Origin of the sequence: Bacillus sp. FJAT-50079 (assembly GCF_018343515.1) — a bacterium.
Lineage (GTDB): Bacteria > Bacillota > Bacilli > Bacillales > Bacillaceae_C > Lederbergia.
The window spans coordinates 121,896-142,028 of the sequence record NZ_JAGYPD010000008.1 but is presented as its reverse complement, the minus strand read 5'-3'; the positions used below and the strand labels follow the sequence as shown (position 1 = coordinate 142,028).

Here is a 20,133-nt window from a genome sequence, read left to right as displayed (position 1 = left end):
TAAACTACTTTATCTAATAATAAGGGATTATTTTTAAGTTGCAAAAGACCAGGGGGCATCCACTTGCTATATTAATATAGTAAGTGGATGGCCCTGTTTATTTTTTAAAAGTCCAATTTTGCAATTTTCCTAGTGACTCATTTGGTCTTATTTTTCTTCGACATTTTTCTTATAGTTGATTTAGGGCATAATACTTAAGAACTTAGTTCTAAGACTTATGTTTGAGGTGGGCTGATAAAATGGATCAAAGAAGTTTGGCAATATTAAATCTGCTTGTTCAGAGCGAATCTTATATGACAGTCCAAGAACTTGCACAAGCATTTAATGTGTCAAGACGAACGATTTACAATGATTTATCAAAGATTAATGATTTGTTAAAGGAGAGTGGTTATCCCGAAGTTAGGCAAGTACGTGGACAAGGACTCTATCTTGATGAAAATGTAAAGGAAAAATTGAGATCGCAATTTTCTGTAAGCGATTATCCGTACTATGAATATTCTCCTAGTGAGAGGAGAGCTTGGATTTATATTTTTATTACCATTCAAGAACATCCTCATTTCATAAATGATTTTATAGAGTTATTCCAAGTAAGTAGAAATACGATCCTCGAAGATATAAAAAAATTAAAAGAGGAATTAAGTGATTTTCAACTAAGCATCGAATCAGGACGTTATGAAGGTTATTACGTAAATGGCGAGGAAAATGATATAAGGCGAGTATTAATTCACTACCTAACATTTGTAACACCCGAAAGTGGATGGTATCAAATCATTGTTAATTCAGAAATAGCGGATCATCTAGAGCAAAGGCTGCCTCGGCCATATACAATATTCAATATTTATGAGCTGTGTTTGTTAAAGAACCTATTAATTGAATATGAAAGAAAGTTCCAGATCGAATTCACTGATGAAATTTTGAATCACTTCGTCATTTGGTTTTATTTATTTTCTAGACGGATACGGCAGGGAAAATATGTTGGCATTGATCCTGTGGAAAAAGAAGTGATTAATTCTACTGAGGCAATTAAAGGTGCAAAAATTTTATGTTCTCAACTCTCAACTACCGTGAATATAAGCATCCCAGAAGTTGAAATGTATTATATTGCTAAATATTTATTAAGCGCGAAGGTGAATTACGATTTAAATCCTGTCTATGAAAATGATGAAATGCGATTATTGGCTCACGTCGTTGAAAGCATGGTCTCCGATTTTCAACTGTATGCGGCTGTCAATTTTTCTGAGAAAGAACAAATGATAAAAAATCTCTTTATCCATTTGAAGCCTGCTTATTATCGAATAAGGTATGGGATTAAAGTAGAAAATATTTTACTTGATTCTGTTGAACAAAACTATCCAGAAGTATTTCGTCTAACAAAAAAAGTCATTCATCATTTTGAAAGATTCATACATCAATCTGTAAATGATAGTGAAATTGCTTATATAGCGATGCATTTTGGTGGATGGCTACGGCGAGAAGGAATTACTTTAGGTTCGGTTCGAAGAAAGTTACTAATAGTCTGTACAAGCGGATTAGGCACTTCCCGAATATTGGAGTCGCAATTAGCCGGGCTATTTTCAAATGTCGATATTGTAGGAGTCGTTTCCTTAAGGGAGTATGAAAAACAAGATTTAGCTGTAGATTTTATTGTTTCAACCGTTCCGCTTCCTGATAAAGGCATTCCGATTTTCGTAGCTAAGCCGATATTGGACAATAAAGATAAAGAACAATTGTTAAGAAAAATCAATAGCTTAAATAATGAAACAAAAACGGAACAACTATATTCGGTGGATACGCTAATGGATATGGTAAAACGTTATGCAATGGTAGAAAACGAAGAAGAATTAAAGCGGGAATTTAGAAGATATTTACACTCTCCAATTTCTGTCGAGAGCGCAAAAAGAAAACCATCTTTAGCTGATTTATTGGATTCGGAAAAAATGATTACAGCTAAACAAGTAACGATTTGGGAAGAAGCGATTAAACAAGCTGCTTTACCTTTATTGAACGAAGGTTATATAAACAATTGCTATGTGCAAAAAATGATTGATAATGTCTTAAAGCTAGGTCCTTACATCGTTATATCCGAACAGTTTGCACTTCCTCATGCGTCACCGACAGATGGAGTGAAAAAGACAGGAATGAGTATGTTGCTTCTAGAAAAACCGGTTGATTTAATGGGAGAACCTGTTCGGATTTTTGTTGTCTTGGCGTCATGGGATAATGAACAACATTTAAAAGCACTCGGACAATTAACAAAGCTAGTAAAGGAAAACCGAAAAGAAATGTTAGGTATTAAGGATAAAGAACAGATCATGCAATTGATTCAAACGTATTCGACTAGATAGTTTCAGGTTATATAGAAGATTTGAAGATATGAATTCCAAGTGAGCGTAAGGAGATGAAGGCGTGTTAAAGCAATATTTACATGGTGACCTTGTATTTTTGGATCAAAAATACAACGATTACGAGGGTTTATTGTCCAAAATAATGGAAACATTGGTTAGCAATAATTATGTTGAAAAGGAATTTGAGGAAGCACTGATAGAGCGTGAAAGGGAATTTCCAACTGGCTTGCAATTAGATGGATATGCAGTGGCCATTCCGCATGGAGGTGCTCAATATGTGAAGCAAGATTTTATTTCCTTAGTTACTCTAAAGAATCCAATCACAATGAATCGAATGGACAATCCGCAAGAATCATTGGCGGTGGATGTCCTGTTTATTATCGGATTCGGTAACTCAGAAACCCATTTAAGCTGTTTGAAAGAACTGATGGGGCTGATTCAAGATCCTAAGGTTATTGAAGATATGAAAAATGGCATCTCGCTAATGTCAATATTGTAAGGGAATCTTTACTTGAGATACTAGATGTACACAAATTCTTTGGAAATTAAATGATTTAATATTATTGGAGGAATGAAAAATGTCAAATTCAAATATTCAAATCGTAGTAGCTTGCGGAAGTGGAATTGCAACGTCAACGATCGCAGCAGATGCAGTGACAGAGTTATTAAAAGAAATTGGAATTAACAATTACAAAATTATTAAAACAAGCATGACAGAATTACCTAGCCATGTTGATAGTGCAGACGTTATTTTAACAACGAATAATTATAAAAACGATGAAAAACCATGTGTCAACATTATGGGATTTGTAACAGGAATTAATGAAGATGGCTTAAAAAGTAAGCTAAAAGATTTATTCTTAGAACTTAATAAATAGTTAAAGGGGAAACTACTTATGGATGCAATATTTAATATTGTAAAATCAATCACTGATTTGGGAGCTACGGCGATTTTACCAATTATCATCGCAATATTAGGGTTAGTTTTCCGCATGAAAATTGGAAATGCGATTAAATCTGGTCTTCTTGTCGGGGTAGGATTTTTAGGTTTAACACTCGTTGTCGGACTACTAAATAGCTCACTAGAACCAGCAATTGAATACTATGCAAAGATTGGCTCTGGCTTTACAATCGCAGATGTTGGTTGGCCAGCTGTCGGTGCGGCCTCTTGGGTCGCTCCATTTGCAGCATTAGCCATTCCTTTAGGCCTTCTAATAAATTTAGCGTTAGTTCGGCTGAAATGGACAAATACATTAAATGTTGATATTTGGAATTACATGCATTTTCTAATTCCAGGTGCATTAGCATACTTTCTATTTGATAGTTTTTGGTTAGGACTTATTATCACGTTAGCTATGTCCGTGATCGCTTTATTTGTTGGAGATTTGATTGCGAAGAAATGGCAGGACTATTTTGGACTTGAAGGTACAACATGTACAACAATTATTTATTCGGCATGGGGCTACCCAATTCCTTGGTTAGTCAATAAAATCATTGATTTCATCCCAGGTGTGAATAAATGGAATATTTCCTTGGATAAAATCAATAAAAGAATGGGTGTTTTTGGCGAACCCGTGATTATTGGATTTATTGTCGGGCTTATTTTAGGGCTAATTACAAAAAGGCCTGTGTCCGAAGTCGTTCCGATGGCAATTGGGATTGCCGGAGTTATGGTATTAATGCCAGCAGTCGTTCGAATCATGATGGAAGGGCTATCTCCAATCGGAAAAGCGGCTAGAGATTTTATGATTAAACGAATGGGCGATAACTCTAAATTAAACGTTGGTATGGATATTGCCCTCGGTCTAGGTGATCCAACAACAATTACAACAACAGTCGTTTCGATTCCGCTTGTGATGTTATTTGCTCTTATTTTACCTGGAGTTCAATTCTTCCCGATCGGACTGTTAATGTCGATCACGTATATTTCAGTTATGTGTACGTTAACAAGTAAAGGAAATCTATTCCGTTCGGTTGTTTCAACGGTTGTATTCTGTATCATTACATTTTACCTTGCAGCACTGATTGCGCCAGGTGCAACGCATATGCTTACGAGTGCAGGCGTTAAGTTAACTGGTCTAGGAACAGATGTTACTTTCTCTGAACCTTGGAACTTAGTCATCTATTGGTTTAGTACTTTAAAATAATTGGAGGATGAGACAAAAATGAGTTTGATTTTACCATCCTTATTTGCTGCAAACATAATGGATTTAAAAAATGAATGCGATGCCTTATATGAAGAAGGGTTTGAGGTGCTTCATGTCGATATGATGGACGGTAATTTCGTCCCTCATATCGCCTTTGGCCCGGAACAAATTAAACAAATCAAGAAGCAAGTGAAGATGAAATTAGATGTTCATATGATGGTTTCATCGCCTGAGCATCAAATCGCAAGTGTATTAGAAACTGGAGCGGAAATGATCTCTGTACACTATGAATCAACTCCGCATGTTAGATATGTGATTGATCAAATTAAACAGCATGATCGTAAAGCGGGGATTGTTATTAATCCCGGAACAGACACATCGCTTTTAAAACCTTTTCTAAATACGGTTGATTATATTTTAGTGATGTCGATCAATCCTGGCAGACCAGGGCAAACGTTTATGGAAGAAACGATCGACAGAATTAAAGAGCTAAAAGCAATGATTGGCGAACGCGATATTCAAATTGAAGTGGATGGCGGCATTGACGAAGTGACCGCAAGTAAATGTATCGAAGCGGGTGCTTCAATGATCGTGATTGGATCATATTTGTTTGCTGATCAAAAGGCGAATGTCAAATCCTTAAAAATGCTTGAAAACTAGGCAAAGAGAGGTTGCACAAATGAAATCATTAAAACTGTATGGAATAAGAGATTTACGTTTCGAAGAAGCAGAGAAACCCCAGCTAGCCAATGGCGATGAAGTGATCGTCAAAATCAAAGCAAGCGGGATTTGCGGGTCTGATATTTCACGTTACAGAAAATTAGGTGCGCATACGCCTGGGCAAGTATGGGGGCATGAATTTGCAGGTGTCGTAGAGCAAGTCGGTGAGAATGTGACGAGCCTCAAAGTCGGTGATCATGTTGCGGGAGTTCCAGCGATCATTGATGAAAATGACTATTATTATCGGGCGGGACAGCCGGCTAGAGCGGATTCTTTAAGTGCGATCGGTGCGAAAGAGCCTGGCGGGTTTGCTGAATATATTAAACTTCCAGCGAAAAATTTAGTTAAAGTACCAGATGAATTGGACTTTGATGCAGCTTCTATGGTTGAACCTTCAACGGTCGTTTTACACGGTTATTTCCGGACAAACCTAACGGTAGGAGATGATGTTGTAATCGTTGGTGCTGGGGGAACAATTGGACTTTTCGCTGTTCAATGGGCAAAAATCTTCGGTGCTAAACGAGTCATTGCGGTTGATATTGATGATGAAAAACTGCAAATCGCGCAAGAACTTGGTGCGGATTACACCATTAATTCGCTGAATGAGGATGTTTTGACAAAAGTATCTGAGTATACCGATAGGATGAATGCGGATATTGTTGTTGAAGCAGCTGGAACACCTATTACAGCCGCCACTGTATTTGGATACGCAAAAAAAGGAGGCGGGGTTGTCTTTTTAGGTATCCCATATGCGGACATTTCAATGGAAAGATTTTATTTTGAAAAAATCTTGAGAAGTGAACTGACGGTTTGGGGTTCATGGAGTTGTGTGTCTGCTCCATTCCCAGGAAAGGAATGGGAAACGACGATTCATTTCATGAACAATAAACGATTAAATACTGAAAAAATGATTACCCATCGAATTCAACTCGAAGAAGGTCCGGAAATGTTTGAGAAGTTGATGGAAAGAAACGAGTTAATTGGCAAAGTCATTATGTATCCAGAAGTATGAGGGTGATTGTATGAGTAAACTAATGAAACAACTTGAAGCTATAATGAAGGAACTTGAAGCCGGTCTTTCGCTCATGGATGTCAGCGAGAGCGAAGAAGTCCTGCAAACATTGAAGAATGCAGATCGAATTTTCCTCGCTGGAGCGGGCAGGTCAGGTTTAGCGATCCGTGCTTTTGCCAATCGATTATTGCACCTAGGCAAGACGGTTTACATGGTAGGAGATATTACTACTCCAAGCATTGGAGCCAACGATGTCTTATTTATCGGCTCCGGTTCAGGTGAAACATCGAGCCTCGTTGTCAATGCGGAAAAAGCGAAACAATTAGGTGCAAAGGTTATACTCAATACTACGAATCCGCAGTCAACTTTAGGAAAAATAGCAGATTGTAAGCTGGTTATCAAAGCCGCTAATAAAGACAATGGTTCATCCATTCAACCAATGGGCGCAGCGTTTGAACAATTAAGTTTTCTCGTGTATGATGCAATCATTTTACAATGGATCACAGCTTTTGATGTAGCATTCGACTCTATGAGAGCTAGACATGCAAATTTAGAGTAAGTGCAAAAAGTTGTAATGAAAGGGAAAGACGGAGACTTAGCTCTCCGTCCTTTTTTGCGTTATAAGAAAAATCCACTTTGTTTATCTACTTACATATGTAGTATAATTTTCAAATAGAGATCTGATTTTTTGAGAAGGAGCAGTATATGCATGAAGCTAAATAATCAGGAATTAGAAATTTTATCGATACTGGAAGAAAATCATAAATTACCGGTGCAAGATATTGCGATGATGGTAAATACAACAGTTGAACATGTTGAACAGACGATTGAAAAGTTAGAAAAAGAAAATATTATTGTTAGTTATCCAGCATTAATTAATTGGAGCAAAGTAGAAGGAAAAGAAGTCATTGAAGCGATGATTGATGTGAAGGTAACGCCTAAACGCGGTGTTGGCTTTGATGAAGTGGCGGAAAGAATTTATCGCTATCCAGAAGTCACTTCATTGTATTTAATGTCAGGCACATATGATTTGTCAATCACGATCGAAGGCAGAACGATGACAGAAATCGCTACATTCGTATCAAATAAATTATCAACAATTGATAATGTTGTCTCAACAACGACTCATTTTATGCTAAAAAGATATAAGCATGATGGCGTTATATTGGAAGATAAAGATGATACGGACCGCAGAATGGTGGTATCTCCGTGAATTATCAAACCTATTTATCCGAGACAGCGCAGAAGATTCAACCGTCAGGGATACGGAAATTTTTTGATTTGGCGTCAAGCATGAAGGGGGTTATTTCCTTAGGGGTTGGGGAGCCTGATTTTATCACTCCTTGGAATATAAGGGAAGCAACGATTGCCTCTATGGAAGACGGCTATACTTCTTATACTGCGAATGCTGGATTATTGGAATTAAGACAAGAAATCTCCGCGTATATAGACAGACGTTTTCACGTTCATTATGATCCGAGTGATCAAATCATCGTCACGGTTGGAGCAAGCCAAGCGTTGGATTTAGCGTTTCGTACGTTACTAAATGCAGGGGATGAAGTATTAATTGTCGAACCGGCATTCGTTTCTTATGCCTCCCTTATTACAATGGCTGGTGGGAGACCAATTCCGATCTCCACAAATGCTGAAAATGGTTTCAAAGTAACAGCTGAACAAATTGAAAAAAAAGTGACGAATAACACAAAAGCAATTTTATTATGTTCGCCAAACAATCCAACCGGAACGTACTTAAATGCAGAAGAATTGACCGAAATTGCAGAAGTCGTAAAAAGGCATGATTTGATCGTCGTTTCTGACGAAATTTACGCAGAATTAACGTATGATGAGGAGTATACAAGCATTACTTCGGTTGAAGGCATGTATGAACGGACGATTTTAATTAACGGCTTTTCAAAAGGATTTGCGATGACAGGTTGGCGATTAGGTTTTGTGGCGGCGCCAAGTGAAATGACACAAGTAATGCTGAAGTTGCATCAATTTACGACGATGTGTGCACCCCATATGCTTCAGCACGGGGCAATTGAAGCGTTACGAAATAGTGATGACGTTGTCGATAAAATGAAAAGCAGTTATCGAAGAAGAAGGAATTATATCGTCCAATCACTAAATACAATTGGCTTAGATTGCCATACACCAGGCGGGGCTTTTTACGTTTTTCCTTCGATTAAAGGAACAGGACTGACCTCTGAACAATTTGCGGAACAATTACTGAAACAAGAAAAAGTAGCAGTCGTACCGGGAAGCGCATTTGGTCAATGTGGAGAAGGGTATGTAAGATGTTCATACGCAACATCAATGGAACAATTGCAGGAAGCAATGAAAAGAATCCAGAGATTTGTCGATACGTTACAATAAAAAAGGATGGAAGCAAGATGCTTCCATCCTTTTAATAATACGGTGAAATCAAAAGATAGACTAACACGCCTGTTAAGCTAACGTACAGCCAAATCGGCATCGTCCAGCGGGCGATTTTTTTATGACGTTCATTTTCCATGTTCCAAGCGCGAGCCACACTCGTAAGCGCTAGTGGAACAATCGCCGCAGCTAAAAGGATATGTGTAATCAAGATAAAGTAATAAAAAATAGCTAGAAATCCTTCTCCGCCATAAGGCGTGGAAGGTGAAACATAATGAAAGGCGACGTACGTGACGAGGAAAAGAGAAGTTGTCACAAATGCCGCATAGATGAAACGGCGATGCACCTTCACATTTCGTTTCAGAATGGCAATCAAAGCCCCAACTAAAAATAAAAAGGTAAAACTATTCAAAATCGCATTGATGCGCGGCAGAATCGTTACATCAAATGCATCGAAATCATCCATCCCCGGCATGCCTGAAAGAACAGCTATCGCACCAATCAGGATAATGGAAATGGTAATGATCATCGGCCGGTAATTTCGCTTTCGAGGTTCGGTCACTAGACTATTGCTATGATTCATTGTTACATACGCTCCATTATTAGTAATATACAATCTCTGAAAGTAGTGTATCATAACTGGTTCAGATATAAAATTTGTTTTGCGTTAAGTTCACAGTCTTTTCGGTATTGACCAAATAAAGGGGAATGACCTTTAAGTAGATTTGCATATTTTTTGTTTATGATAGCTGACAGTACTATAAGCTTAGGCTTTTAACTTTTCAGTTGTTCGCTTAATTCTTTTCTCAGGATGAACTTGTTAAAATCGATTTTAGTAGCCAAGATCCCCATTAAGACAAGACTGGCACCTAAGTAACCTTTTACTGGAAGTAATTCCCCTAAGAAAATAAAAGCAAATAACGCCGCGAAAACAGGCTCTAATGAGAAGATAAGACCTGTATGTGTAGGTGTCGTATATTTTTGGGCGACGGTTTGGCCAATAAAACCAAACGCGCTGCATAGTATGCTTAATGCCAAAATAGACAACCATGATTCGGTTGTGTTAGGAAGATGTGTTTCTTCAAATAATAATGAAAGCAAAAGTCCCCATGCCCCAGTAAAGCCGAGTTGTAAAATCCCAAGAGTAATCGAATCTACATTTTTCGTTAATTTATCCGTAACAATAATATAAATGGCGTAAAATAATGCTCCAAAAATGATGAGAAGATCCCCTAAACTAATCTTCAATCCATGATGATTTAACGTTAATAGGGCTATGCCTACTATCGCGAAGCCTATGCCAAGGACTGTTCGTCGATCTGTCTTTTTTCTAAAAAAGATTGCTAGTAACAGGGGGACAAATACGACTGCAAGACTAAATAGAAATCCCGCATTTGAGACGGACGTGGATTGCACTCCAATCGTGACAACGGAAATGGCTAAAAACAAAATGGTTCCCAATATAAATCCGCGTTTGACTAATTGGAAGTCGATATGTAAGAGGCGCTTGTAAAACAAGGCACCAGCAATAATAAATGCGATGCAAAAACGTAATGCGACCAAGTTGAATCCTTGAATTGAATCAAGACCTACCTTCGTAAATAAATAGGATGCACCCCAAAACATGGTAACTACAATCATAGTGAAATTCGCCTTTGATTGATGATTCAATCCAGTCTTTTCTCTTTTTACGAATCTTAAAGCCTTATTTCCATTCACAACTTATCACCTAGCCTTTCACAAATTGATTAGTATTTATTATAGTTGTAGAATTAGAATAAGAAAAATGAATGTTTTTAAGGGTTAACATGAAATAAATTAATGTAAAGGGAGTGATCAAACTGTCACTTGCTAAGTTTGAGATATTTAATACAGTTGTGGAATTAGGGAGCCTCACGAAAGCGGGGGAAACACTAGGTTTGACCCAATCTGCCGTAAGTCATGCTATTTCAAGCATTGAATCAGAATGGGGATTTACGATTCTTAATCGTGGACGTTCAGGAATCCATCTGACAAGCAATGGGGAGCGCGTCTTAACGTATATACGTGAAATTTTAAGATGGAACGAAGAAATGCTTCAAGAAATTGCTTATATTAATGGTTTGGAAATAGGAACAGTGCGAATAGGAACGATTTCGAGCGTGTCCATTCATTGGCTTCCTGAAATTATGAAAATATTTAATGAAAATCATCCATCAATTGAAATCAAACTGATGGAAGGGGATTATGATGATGTTGAGCATTGGATATCAACTGGTTTAGTTGATTTTGGTTTTGTATCTTTGCCAACCACGCAACGTTTTGAAATGATTCCTTTAAAAGAAGATAAAATGCTTTGCCTCTTCTCAGAAGGACACCCGCTTGCTAAGCAAAAGAAAATTAGCTTTGAAATGATCAAAGAGGAACCTTTAATCAAATCGAAAAAAGGAAGCGATAATGATTTAAAACGAATATTAACAGAAAACAATATTGTTCCTAATATAAAATATGAGCTTTCAGATGATCAAGCCATTATTTCAATGGTTGAGAACGGAATGGGAATTAGCATCCTTCCTGAAATGGTTTTACATAGGGTTTCAGCCAACATTCGAATTGTTGAGTTAGAAGGAGATAATTATCGCACAATCGGTATTGCGGCTACATCTTTTAAAACGATCGCCCCGGCTACGAAGAAATTCATTGAATATTTAAAATCATGGTTAAGGGAGCATACGAGCTAAATGCTACGAGAGGGCAATAAATCTGAATAAGAAAGTTTAAGTGTTTTGTAAGTTTCTCAGTATAAGATACGTAATATACACATTTTTACAATATCGAGAACGAGAGGTTAAAAGGAGGGGAAATTTCTTTTGGGAAATAAAAAGATAACACTCATGCGAAGTAATGAGTTTATCCATTTAACGCCTATTTTGCTAGAAGCTTTTATCGCAATTTTAGTAAATCAAAGTGGGGAAATTATAAAAGCAAATAAAAAATTTTTACGTTCATTAAATTATTCTTTAAAGGATTTAGAAAATGTAACGATCGGCGAGCTGATCAATGTAAATAATACGGTAAAATTTCTAGAACAATTAACAATAAAATTACATGATTATTGCTATTGGTCAGGCCAAATAATGATAAAAAATAAAGCAAATCAGACGATTGATTCGAATGTACGCGTTTTCCCCTGGAATACACCATCAGAGGAATCTACTAACTACCTTTTTCTTATTACTCCATTGAATAATGAAAGATTAATTGAAATGGCGTATACGGATGAACTAACTGGGCTTCCTAATTATAGAAAGTTTCGAGAAGTGCTCCAAATGCTTATAGAAAAAAACAAACAGCAAGCCACTAAATTTGCTCTATTATTTATTGATATAGATCATTTTAAAGAAATTAACGATACGTTTGGACATTTAGTTGGTGATCAACTGTTGAAGGAATTTGGATGTGACTTAACAAAGTCAATGGAAAATAACTCATATATTTTTAGAAAAAGTGGCGATGAGTTTTTAATGATAGTAGAAGATATAGCAGAGGTAAAGAATGTTTTCTATATGATACAGCAGCAATGTGCACATCCTTATTATATTAAAAATCATCGAATCAACATCAACATAAGTATTGGAATTAGTATTTTCCCTGATCATGGAAGTTCGGAATATACGCTACTTGAAAGTACAGATAGGTCAATGTACGAAAATAAAAAAACACGAACAAGTTTCATTCAGTTGTAAACGAACAGCAGGTGAAGCAACAATTGTGAGAAAGTTATTTATTGGCTAATAAAGAAAAAATGGCATTAACGTTTAACAAACTAGCAATCATTGGAGGAGGTAATGTGGTAAAAGGAGTGAAAAATGTTGATCGTGAATGGATGTTACTAATCTTAGAAGCTAAACAGATCGGATTAACTATTGAGGAAATTAGGGCATTTCTTAATCAGGAAAAATCGGGATAGATAGATGAAACTTTTTCCGCAAACTTCCTTTCGGAAAAAGTTTCATCATTTCATGCTCAGAAAATTTCATCGTACAATTTAGTCAAATCGAGGTTCGGCTCGATTCCTAAGTCAGCACGTAGCATATTTTTATATTCTTGATATAGTTTTATTGCCTCAGTACGCTTCCCTTGCTGTAAAAGTAATTGCAGACTAAGCCGAATATTTTCATCTAGGTAGGGAGCTAATTTTCGTTGGAATTGGAGATAATAGAGCGCTTTTGTCTGGTCTATTAGAAGGAAATACTGAATCACTTTATCCAAGAGTTCTATCGTCTTATCTTCGTATTCTTGGGTTATATTAAAAGCCCAATCATAATTATTTATCGCCATATAGGGCCCCTTGTATCGTTGAATCGTTTCTATTGCTAAGTCTATATTTGCTTCATCTAGCATAATGAGTTTTTGCTGCGCTACGTCAAATGTTATTACATCACAATCGATTGGATCTAATGATAGAGAGTAACTTTGATTTGAAAACGTAATACAATTTTCATAGCCAATGTTGTTCAAGGTTTTTCGTAAATGAGAGAGGCAAGTATGTAAATTTATTTTTGCCCTTTTATATTCTTGTTCAGGCCACAAACTTTCGATAATAATATCTCGATGAATATAGTGATTCAAATGCATTAATAAGAATGCAAATAACTCTTTAACCTTCGCCGTCTTAAAATGAAGCAACTGGCGATCATGAAATACTTGAAATTCACCAAAACAGTTAACAACAAGAGGTTTGGTCAAAGGGCCTTCAGGTATAGGAGCTGGTGACTTTTCCATCAGTTTAGCCAATCGATGCATTGTTTTCTGCAGTCTTCTTGATGTAACGGGTTTTAATAAATAATCAATTGAATCGACTTCAAAGGCTTGTAAAGCATACTCGGAATGTGCTGTAACAAAGACAATATGGATTGAGGATTGGATAGAATGTATCGCTTCTGCTAACTCTAGCCCATTTAACTCCATCATATGAATATCCAAAAAAGCGACGTCAATTGTCTCCATTTTTAGATCATCGAGGATCTGATTCTGGTTTGTATAGGATTTTACAACTTGAATGTTAGGAAAAGCTTGTAACTTTTTTTTCAAAGAAATAAGTGATAGCTCTTCGTCATCAACAATAATTGCCCGAATCATAGAAATTCATCCTTTTTCTTATTTTGAATAATATGTAAGAAAATAGAAATCTCATAATTATTATACAACAACTGTAAAAGTTTTTTCTTTAATATAAAAATTTAAGAAAGGTTATAACTGTTTTAAAAGGAGACATCATGAGGCGGAAAATATCAATTATTCTATTAATATCTATTTTTTTTGTTATCCTGCTTAGTTTCACTAAGGGAGCTTTTGTTAGTTGGAAAAATCAGCCGTATGTAGAAAATGGGGTGCTTAACTTACAAGACCGGAGCACTGAAGAAAACAGCGTGATTCAGCTAAATGGTGAATGGGAATTTTATCAAGACGAGTTACTTGATCCCGAAATCTTTAATACTGATCTATATAGTAAAGAATACATACAGGTTCCGGCTACATGGGACAGTCATTTTACTTCAAATCAAAACAACATTGAGGTCGGCACATACCGAGTGACGATTCAATTGCCAAAGGATGAAAGATATAGTATAAAAGTTCATTCCATTCGGCATGCAAGTAAAGTTTTCATGAATGGAATAGAGGTGGGGGGAAAAGGAACACCATCGGAAACGGAACAAGAATATGCATATCGTGAAGGCAAATATGTAGCAACTAGTGATAGTGCAGATAAAAAAATAGAAATCATCATTCAAGTTGCGAATAAAAAATATGTGCCAAACGGGGGGATTGTTAAACCAATTATTTTTGGTGAAGCCGATCAAATAACAAGGATACACCATAAAAACTTACTAGTAGATGGTTTTATCGTTGGCGGATATTTTTTATTGGCAGTCATTTTTTTCTTTCATTATATTCAGTCTAGAAAAGAATGGAATGAACTTTATTTCGCTATCTTTTGTTTGGTGCAGGGCGGATATGTATCTACACAAAATGAAAAGCTTATTTATTTGTTTTATCCCGAAGTTCCAAACAATATCTTGCATAGCATTCAATTATCCTTTATTTATCTTTCCGTTCTGTTCTTTTTACTATTTATTAAAGATATGTTTAGGCAATACTCTAATCCAAAATTAACAAAATTCTTTAGTGTTATGTTAGGTGTTTTAGCTATCTATTTTGGCTTTCCTAAGCCGTCTGGTTATAGTCTTATATCGATACAATTCATGCATATTTTGGTTGTCGGTTCATTAGCATTGGTCTATCTATATATTTTAATGATTCTCATTCGTTCATTTATTGGCAAACTAGAAGGTGCTGAATATATACTAGTTGCCACAGTCTGTTTTACTTGTTATGGACTCGGATTAGGAATTGAATTGCTGCTTGAAGTTGATGTTGGTCAAATTCCAATACTATTATTTTTACTAATGAGTCTTAGTCTTTCCATTTTCATTGGCTTCAGGCGTCAACTTGCATATAAAAAAGTGGATGATCTATCTAAAGAATTATTGGTTCAAGAACAATTAAAAGATGACTTTTTAAGAAAAACATCTGAAGAATTAAGGTCTCCAGTTAAAGGGATCATTCATGCAACAAGTACGTTGATGGAAGGAAGGGTGGGACCATTAAAGAAAGGGCAACAAGAGATTGTATTTTCCGTTAATAATAATGGAAAGAAATTGGCGCACCTAGCAGATGATTTGTTTCATGCGGGATCAGATGCTAACCAATTAAGCTTAAAGTTAGAGCCTGTAAATTTGCGAGTAGTAAATGAAATGATAGAAGAACTGTCTATATTGATTCCAGATAAGGTTTCAATTGAAAACCGCATTCCCTTAAATATGCCTTATGTAACGGCTGATGAAAAGAGCTTAAAGCAAGTAATATTAAACTTGCTACAAAATGCAATCAAATATACAGCGGCTGGAAAAATAATTGTATCGGCAGAACTGGTAAGAAACAAGGTACATTTCTCCATTGATGACACAGGGATAGGAATCGAAAATCAATATTTAGAGCGAATATTTGATACGTTTTACCAAGTTCCGCACGTAAATAAAAATAATGATGAGGGCAAAGGTCTTGGTTTAAGCATAGCAAAAAAATTTATTACGCTTATGGAGGGAGATATTTGGGCAAGATCAATCTTAGGAAGAGGCACTCGCTTTATTTTTACCTTACCTGTTTATGAAGATGACATATTTGATTCTATTCCGACTGAGAATGAGATCCAACCAGATGTTAGAGTGAATATGAAGGGAACTGATACCCCTTCAGGAAAAATATTGCTAGTTGATGCTAACGAGCAAAGTCTTGCGAAAATCACAAAGTATTTAAACAATGATGGATTTACGGTCATTGCATGTGTCAAAAGTGAAGAAGCCTTAAACATATTGAAAAAAGAACATATTAGTCTAGCGGTGATTGAATTAAATATGCCCCATACATCAGGTGTAGAGTTGAGTATTAGTATTCGAAAGGAATATCATTTAGCGGAGTTACCGATATTGCTTCTATCTTCATCAGGGCGTTTAGACGATATTATCCAATCCTTGCAGAGTGGAGCGAATGACGTCATCCAGAAACCAATCTTGCAAGAAGAATTTCTTTCTCGGATTCACTCACTGCTTGCGATGACGGAAGCAGTCCAACGATCTGTTCAAAATGAAATGAGCCATTATTATGCTCAAATTGCACCTCATTTTCTTTATAATACGTTAAATACGATTATCGGTTTAAGTTTTAAAAACTCCAAGAAAGTTCCCGAGGCATTAGAACATTTATCCGTTTATTTCCGTTCTAAATTAGATTTTCAAAAACAGCAAGCGATCATACCATTAGAGGAAGAAATTGAGCTAGTTGAGTCTTATTTAGCGATTGAAAAACTTCGATTTGGCAATCGATTAAACATTATTTATGATATTGATGAAACGATTCAAGCAATGATTCCAGCGATGACCATTCAGCCATTAGTAGAAAATGCAGTCCAACATGGATTGATTAAAAAACGTGTCGGAGGCACATTGATGCTCTCTATACAAAAAGATAACGGAAAAGTAACGGTTATTATTGAAGATAATGGGTGCGGGATACCGAAAGACAAACAGGAGCAGCTTCTTCATGGTCACAGCCAGCGGATTGGGTTTAAAAATCCATTTGAAAAAGTAAAATTACTAAAAAATTCATCCTTTCAATTAATAAGTAAGGAGGGAGAAGGGACGAGGATTGTCATTATATTTGAAGATATGCAAAGATAAAAAGTGGATGAGGTTTTACGGGCGGCATGATGTAATCATTTTGGCAGGCTGTTTTATAAAGCTGTCATATTCAGTAGATTGTTCCCCTAATGCTTCTCAATTAATACGATTAGCGCCGACGGAAGACCGATATAAAGGTCATCATGATTTAACGCTTAGTTTTTAATACAAATACGTATCTATTCGTTTTTTCATCCTATCACCTCCATCGTTTATACTAGAAAGAGCAGGCAATCCGAATGAGGATGCTGCTCTTTTTAATTACAATCGTTGGAATTAGAGTCTGTACCTTACTTCTACTGCTTTCCCGATAATAAGGGCTGGATTGTCTTCAGTGATGAGAATTGGCTCATGACTGCTATTGAGAGGCATCAGCAGAACCATACCTCCTTGTCTTGTTACTTTCTTCAAGCTGGCTTCTTCATCGCGGTTGACTAGAACAGCCGCGATTTCCCCGGATTCAACTTCTGATTGCTCACGGATAAGGACGAGAGACCCGTCTGGAATCTTCGGCTCCATGCTGTCTCCCTTTGCCTCTAAGTAGTAAAGCGCTCCACTCGGTAAGTCATCTGGAGATTCGTAGCGGTAGTCTATTATGTTTTCTTTAGCGAGTATTGAATCATGACAAGCGATAACACCTAGAACCGGAATTTTGACTGTTTGTGGAGATACTTCCACTAGGTTTAAAGAACTCTCTTCAGTTAGGTCCGAACGTTTGACATTAAAGTAATCTGCCAAGCGCTGTTGGCTTTTTAATCCCGGATACCTTTTTCCTAACATCCAACTTGAGACGGTCGTTTCAGCGACACCTATATCGCGAGCCATATCAGTTTGTGTTATCCCTCTTTTATCCAAAAACCTTTGGATATTGTTAGATAAAACTTTTCTTTGATATGAAAGCGTTATATCCTCTTTCATCTAACATCTCTCCTTTCATAGCTTATTCTATACCTTAAGTGCAGAATCTAAAACAATCTTATGGAAGATACTGCACTTTCTGTGTTGACACTGCACTTTTAGTGTACTATTGTGTAGGTAACAACAAAAAAGGAGGTTTGCGACATGCACCGACCTGTTGATTTGAGTCTTAAAGCAGCTCGTGTAGAAAAAGGTTTTACGCAAGAAGCATTGGCCGAGAAGCTAGGCGTATCAAAGCGAACCTTAGTTAGTTGGGAAAACGGAGACGTAGAATTAAAGCCTCTCGTACTCTATGCAATGGCATATGTGTTTCAAATGGATGCCGATTATCTAAGAGTCCCCGATAAGAGATAACTTTTTGATTCAGACTGCACTTTAAGTGTAACGGGAGTGGTGAGAGTAAGATATTAAGAGTTTTGTAAGCGGGAGACTCTATACCGGGAATAAGAAGATAGGAATCTTGTATAGAAGGTATATATGAGGAATTCTATTTTTGGGAGGTAGGGTTGGGTCGTACAAGGAACATGAACTTGCCGGTGACAGTAGTATCAAGATAATATAAAGAATAGAGGAATTTAGATGGGAAAAGTAGGATTTAAGAGTATTAGAGGTAAATTGATTTTTTCATTTTCAATTGTTGTTTTGTTGGTGATTGGATTAGGCATTTACAACCTTGTTTCGGTTAAAAACGTCAATGATATGACAGAGGATATCGTTAACCAGGAAGTCAAGTTGTTGATTGCCGATCAAAAGTTGGCGACAACGATGGCAAATCGGCTTGCCACTGTTCGGGCGTATATATTGTTTGGGGACCCGAAATTTAAAGAGCAATTTTATGAATATACAGAGAGGAGTAAACAATATCAAGCTGATGCTGAGGCGCTTGAAGCTTCCGCGGAATTTAATCAACTCATGGCCGAAACCGTGACGTGGAGAGATGCAATTGTCAGTGAAGTTTTCGACGAATACGACAAGGGGAACGAAGAGGTTGCTCGCCAAAATCTTCGAAGGTTGGCGGAGGACGGTACAGCACTCATAAATGGTTATGAAGAGATGGCCGATAATCGGGAGCAGATAACTAACAAAAAAGGAAGCGCGATTATCGCCAATGGAGATGATACCTTCAAAATGGTTTCAGTTGTCACCGTTTTTGTTGTTGTAATCAGTATGATCGCTGCGGTATTGGTGTCTTCGGTCATTTCAAAACCGATCATTAGAGTGATGGAACGTATGAAGTTAGTTGCGACTGGCGATTTAAGTCATGAGCCATTAACCGAACAGGCACGAGATGAGGTAGGACAGTTAGTTGTCGCAACGAATGAAATGAGCGCTAGTACACGAGAATTATTAAATAAAATCAGCAGTGTGTCTGAAACGGTTACGGGACAAAGTGAGGAGTTGACACAATCATCGAATGAAGTGAATGCGGCATCCGAACAAGTCGCTGTTACAATGCAAGAATTGGCTCATGGGATTGAAAACGAAGCCCAAAGTGCTACTGATCTTGCAACGATTATGGAGGTTTTTACAACGAAAGTTGAAGAAGCGAACATGAAAGGGGATTCGATTCACCAAGCTTCGCAACAAGTGATTGGAAAAACGGCAGAAGGCACTCAGTTGATGGAAAGATCGACCGAGCAGATGAATAAGATTGATGCAATTGTACATGACGCTGTTTTAAAAATAAAAGGATTGGATACCCAATCACAAGAAATATCAAAATTGGTTGTTGTCATTAAGGAAATCGCAGACCAAACGAATCTATTGGCTTTGAATGCTGCGATTGAAGCTGCAAGGGCAGGAGAACACGGTAAAGGTTTTGCGGTCGTGGCAGAAGAAGTGAAAAAACTTGCCGAACAAGTGGCGATCTCTGTAACAGATATCACAGGAATTGTGGATACCATCCAAAGTGAATCTAGCATGGTCACAGTATCTTTGCAAGATAGTTATACGGAAGTCCAAAGAGGAACAGAACAATTACAAGTTACGAGCAATACATTTACAGAGATAAGGAATTCAGTTAATGATATGGCGAATAATATTTCGATTATTTCTGAAAACCTAGCGGATATTTCTACAAGTAGCGAAGAAATGAGTGGTTCTGTTGAAGAAATAGCGGCTATTTCAGAGCAGTCCGCTGCTGGCGTGCAAGAAACCGCTGCCTCCATGCAACAAACAAGCAGCTCTATGGAAGATGTGGCAAGTAGCTCTGCACAACTCGCCCAATTAGCTGAAGAGTTAAATGGTCTAGTTCAACAATTTAAAATCTAATAATGACTCAAATGAATAAAGGGTTCGGAATGTGGATACATATTGCTGTGCAGTTACTATGTGGT

General features: G+C 37.0%; 19 protein-coding genes. 15 read left to right on the top strand and 4 right to left on the bottom strand.

What is annotated here, in order from left to right:
- The first annotated feature begins 239 nt into the window (after window positions 1-239).
- The 9 genes from KHA95_RS20660 to KHA95_RS20620 all read left to right on the top strand — a co-directional run bounded on the left by KHA95_RS20660 (window position 240) and on the right by KHA95_RS20620 (window position 8,600).
- On the top strand, window positions 240-2,345 hold the full coding sequence (locus tag KHA95_RS20660; protein ID WP_213139467.1) for a BglG family transcription antiterminator: 2,106 nt from the start codon (window positions 240-242) through the stop codon (window positions 2,343-2,345).
- A gap of 61 nt (window positions 2,346-2,406) precedes the next feature.
- A complete protein-coding gene (locus tag KHA95_RS20655) occupies window positions 2,407-2,844 on the top strand; it encodes a PTS sugar transporter subunit IIA (RefSeq protein WP_213139466.1) in 438 nt (145 codons plus the stop codon).
- Between the two features lie 79 nt (window positions 2,845-2,923).
- A complete protein-coding gene (locus KHA95_RS20650; RefSeq protein WP_213139465.1) occupies window positions 2,924-3,223 on the top strand; it encodes a PTS sugar transporter subunit IIB in 300 nt (99 codons plus the stop codon).
- A gap of 18 nt (window positions 3,224-3,241) precedes the next feature.
- Window positions 3,242-4,492 carry a PTS transporter subunit IIC gene (locus KHA95_RS20645; protein ID WP_213139464.1) on the top strand — a complete coding sequence of 417 codons (1,251 nt, stop codon included), beginning with the start codon at window positions 3,242-3,244 and terminating at the stop codon, window positions 4,490-4,492.
- An 18-nt stretch (window positions 4,493-4,510) separates the two neighbouring features.
- On the top strand, window positions 4,511-5,152 hold the full coding sequence (gene rpe / locus KHA95_RS20640) for a ribulose-phosphate 3-epimerase (protein WP_213139463.1): 642 nt from the start codon (window positions 4,511-4,513) through the stop codon (window positions 5,150-5,152).
- Window positions 5,153-5,171: 19 nt separating this feature from the next.
- On the top strand, window positions 5,172-6,224 hold the full coding sequence (locus tag KHA95_RS20635) for a galactitol-1-phosphate 5-dehydrogenase (RefSeq protein WP_213139462.1): 1,053 nt from the start codon (window positions 5,172-5,174) through the stop codon (window positions 6,222-6,224).
- A 10-nt stretch (window positions 6,225-6,234) separates the two neighbouring features.
- On the top strand, window positions 6,235-6,783 hold the full coding sequence (gene hxlB / locus KHA95_RS20630) for a 6-phospho-3-hexuloisomerase (RefSeq protein ID WP_213139461.1): 549 nt from the start codon (window positions 6,235-6,237) through the stop codon (window positions 6,781-6,783).
- A 150-nt stretch (window positions 6,784-6,933) separates the two neighbouring features.
- The gene (locus KHA95_RS20625) at window positions 6,934-7,437 is read left to right on the top strand and encodes an Lrp/AsnC family transcriptional regulator (RefSeq protein ID WP_213139460.1); all 504 of its coding nucleotides are present in this window, start codon (window positions 6,934-6,936) and stop codon (window positions 7,435-7,437) included.
- Window positions 7,428-8,600, top strand: coding sequence for an aminotransferase (locus KHA95_RS20620; RefSeq protein ID WP_213139503.1), 1,173 nt, complete (start codon window positions 7,428-7,430; stop codon window positions 8,598-8,600). Before KHA95_RS20625 ends, KHA95_RS20620 begins: the two co-directional genes overlap by 10 nt.
- Before the next feature lie 31 nt (window positions 8,601-8,631).
- Here the strand turns inward: KHA95_RS20620 and KHA95_RS20615 are convergent, their stop codons facing one another.
- On the bottom strand, window positions 8,632-9,183 hold the full coding sequence (locus KHA95_RS20615; protein ID WP_213139459.1) for a DUF420 domain-containing protein: 552 nt from the start codon (window positions 9,181-9,183) through the stop codon (window positions 8,632-8,634).
- A 191-nt stretch (window positions 9,184-9,374) separates the two neighbouring features.
- Window positions 9,375-10,271: a DMT family transporter gene (locus KHA95_RS20610; RefSeq protein WP_213139502.1), complete on the bottom strand. Its 897-nt coding sequence runs from the start codon at window positions 10,269-10,271 to the stop codon at window positions 9,375-9,377.
- Window positions 10,272-10,441: 170 nt separating this feature from the next.
- Here KHA95_RS20610 and KHA95_RS20605 point away from each other — a divergent pair, with 170 nt between their 5' ends.
- The 3 genes from KHA95_RS20605 to KHA95_RS23300 all read left to right on the top strand — a co-directional run bounded on the left by KHA95_RS20605 (window position 10,442) and on the right by KHA95_RS23300 (window position 12,549).
- Window positions 10,442-11,320 (top strand): LysR family transcriptional regulator, encoded by an 879-nt coding sequence (locus KHA95_RS20605; protein WP_213139501.1) that lies wholly within the window; start codon window positions 10,442-10,444, stop codon window positions 11,318-11,320.
- A gap of 129 nt (window positions 11,321-11,449) precedes the next feature.
- Entirely contained in the window at window positions 11,450-12,325 is an 876-nt protein-coding gene (locus tag KHA95_RS20600; RefSeq protein ID WP_213139458.1) for a GGDEF domain-containing protein, read from the top strand.
- 41 nt (window positions 12,326-12,366) lie between these two features.
- Window positions 12,367-12,549: an anti-repressor SinI family protein gene (locus KHA95_RS23300; RefSeq protein ID WP_349305510.1), complete on the top strand. Its 183-nt coding sequence runs from the start codon at window positions 12,367-12,369 to the stop codon at window positions 12,547-12,549.
- Window positions 12,550-12,605: 56 nt separating this feature from the next.
- On the opposite strand, the gene KHA95_RS20590 is transcribed toward KHA95_RS23300, so the two are convergent.
- Window positions 12,606-13,721 (bottom strand): response regulator, encoded by a 1,116-nt coding sequence (locus tag KHA95_RS20590; RefSeq protein ID WP_213139457.1) that lies wholly within the window; start codon window positions 13,719-13,721, stop codon window positions 12,606-12,608.
- Window positions 13,722-13,858: 137 nt separating this feature from the next.
- Here KHA95_RS20590 and KHA95_RS20585 point away from each other — a divergent pair, with 137 nt between their 5' ends.
- Window positions 13,859-16,879 carry a hybrid sensor histidine kinase/response regulator gene (locus KHA95_RS20585; RefSeq protein ID WP_213139456.1) on the top strand — a complete coding sequence of 1,007 codons (3,021 nt, stop codon included), beginning with the start codon at window positions 13,859-13,861 and terminating at the stop codon, window positions 16,877-16,879.
- A 276-nt stretch (window positions 16,880-17,155) separates the two neighbouring features.
- On the opposite strand, the gene KHA95_RS20580 is transcribed toward KHA95_RS20585, so the two are convergent.
- Window positions 17,156-17,797, bottom strand: a complete 642-nt coding sequence (locus KHA95_RS20580; protein ID WP_213139455.1) for a LexA family protein — start codon at window positions 17,795-17,797, stop codon at window positions 17,156-17,158.
- Window positions 17,798-17,941: 144 nt separating this feature from the next.
- Between KHA95_RS20580 and KHA95_RS20575 the strand changes: the two genes are divergently transcribed.
- Window positions 17,942-18,151, top strand: a complete 210-nt coding sequence (locus KHA95_RS20575) for a helix-turn-helix transcriptional regulator (RefSeq protein WP_213139454.1) — start codon at window positions 17,942-17,944, stop codon at window positions 18,149-18,151.
- A gap of 225 nt (window positions 18,152-18,376) precedes the next feature.
- Window positions 18,377-20,068 carry a methyl-accepting chemotaxis protein gene (locus KHA95_RS20570; protein WP_213139453.1) on the top strand — a complete coding sequence of 564 codons (1,692 nt, stop codon included), beginning with the start codon at window positions 18,377-18,379 and terminating at the stop codon, window positions 20,066-20,068.
- Window positions 20,069-20,133 lie beyond the last annotated feature (65 nt).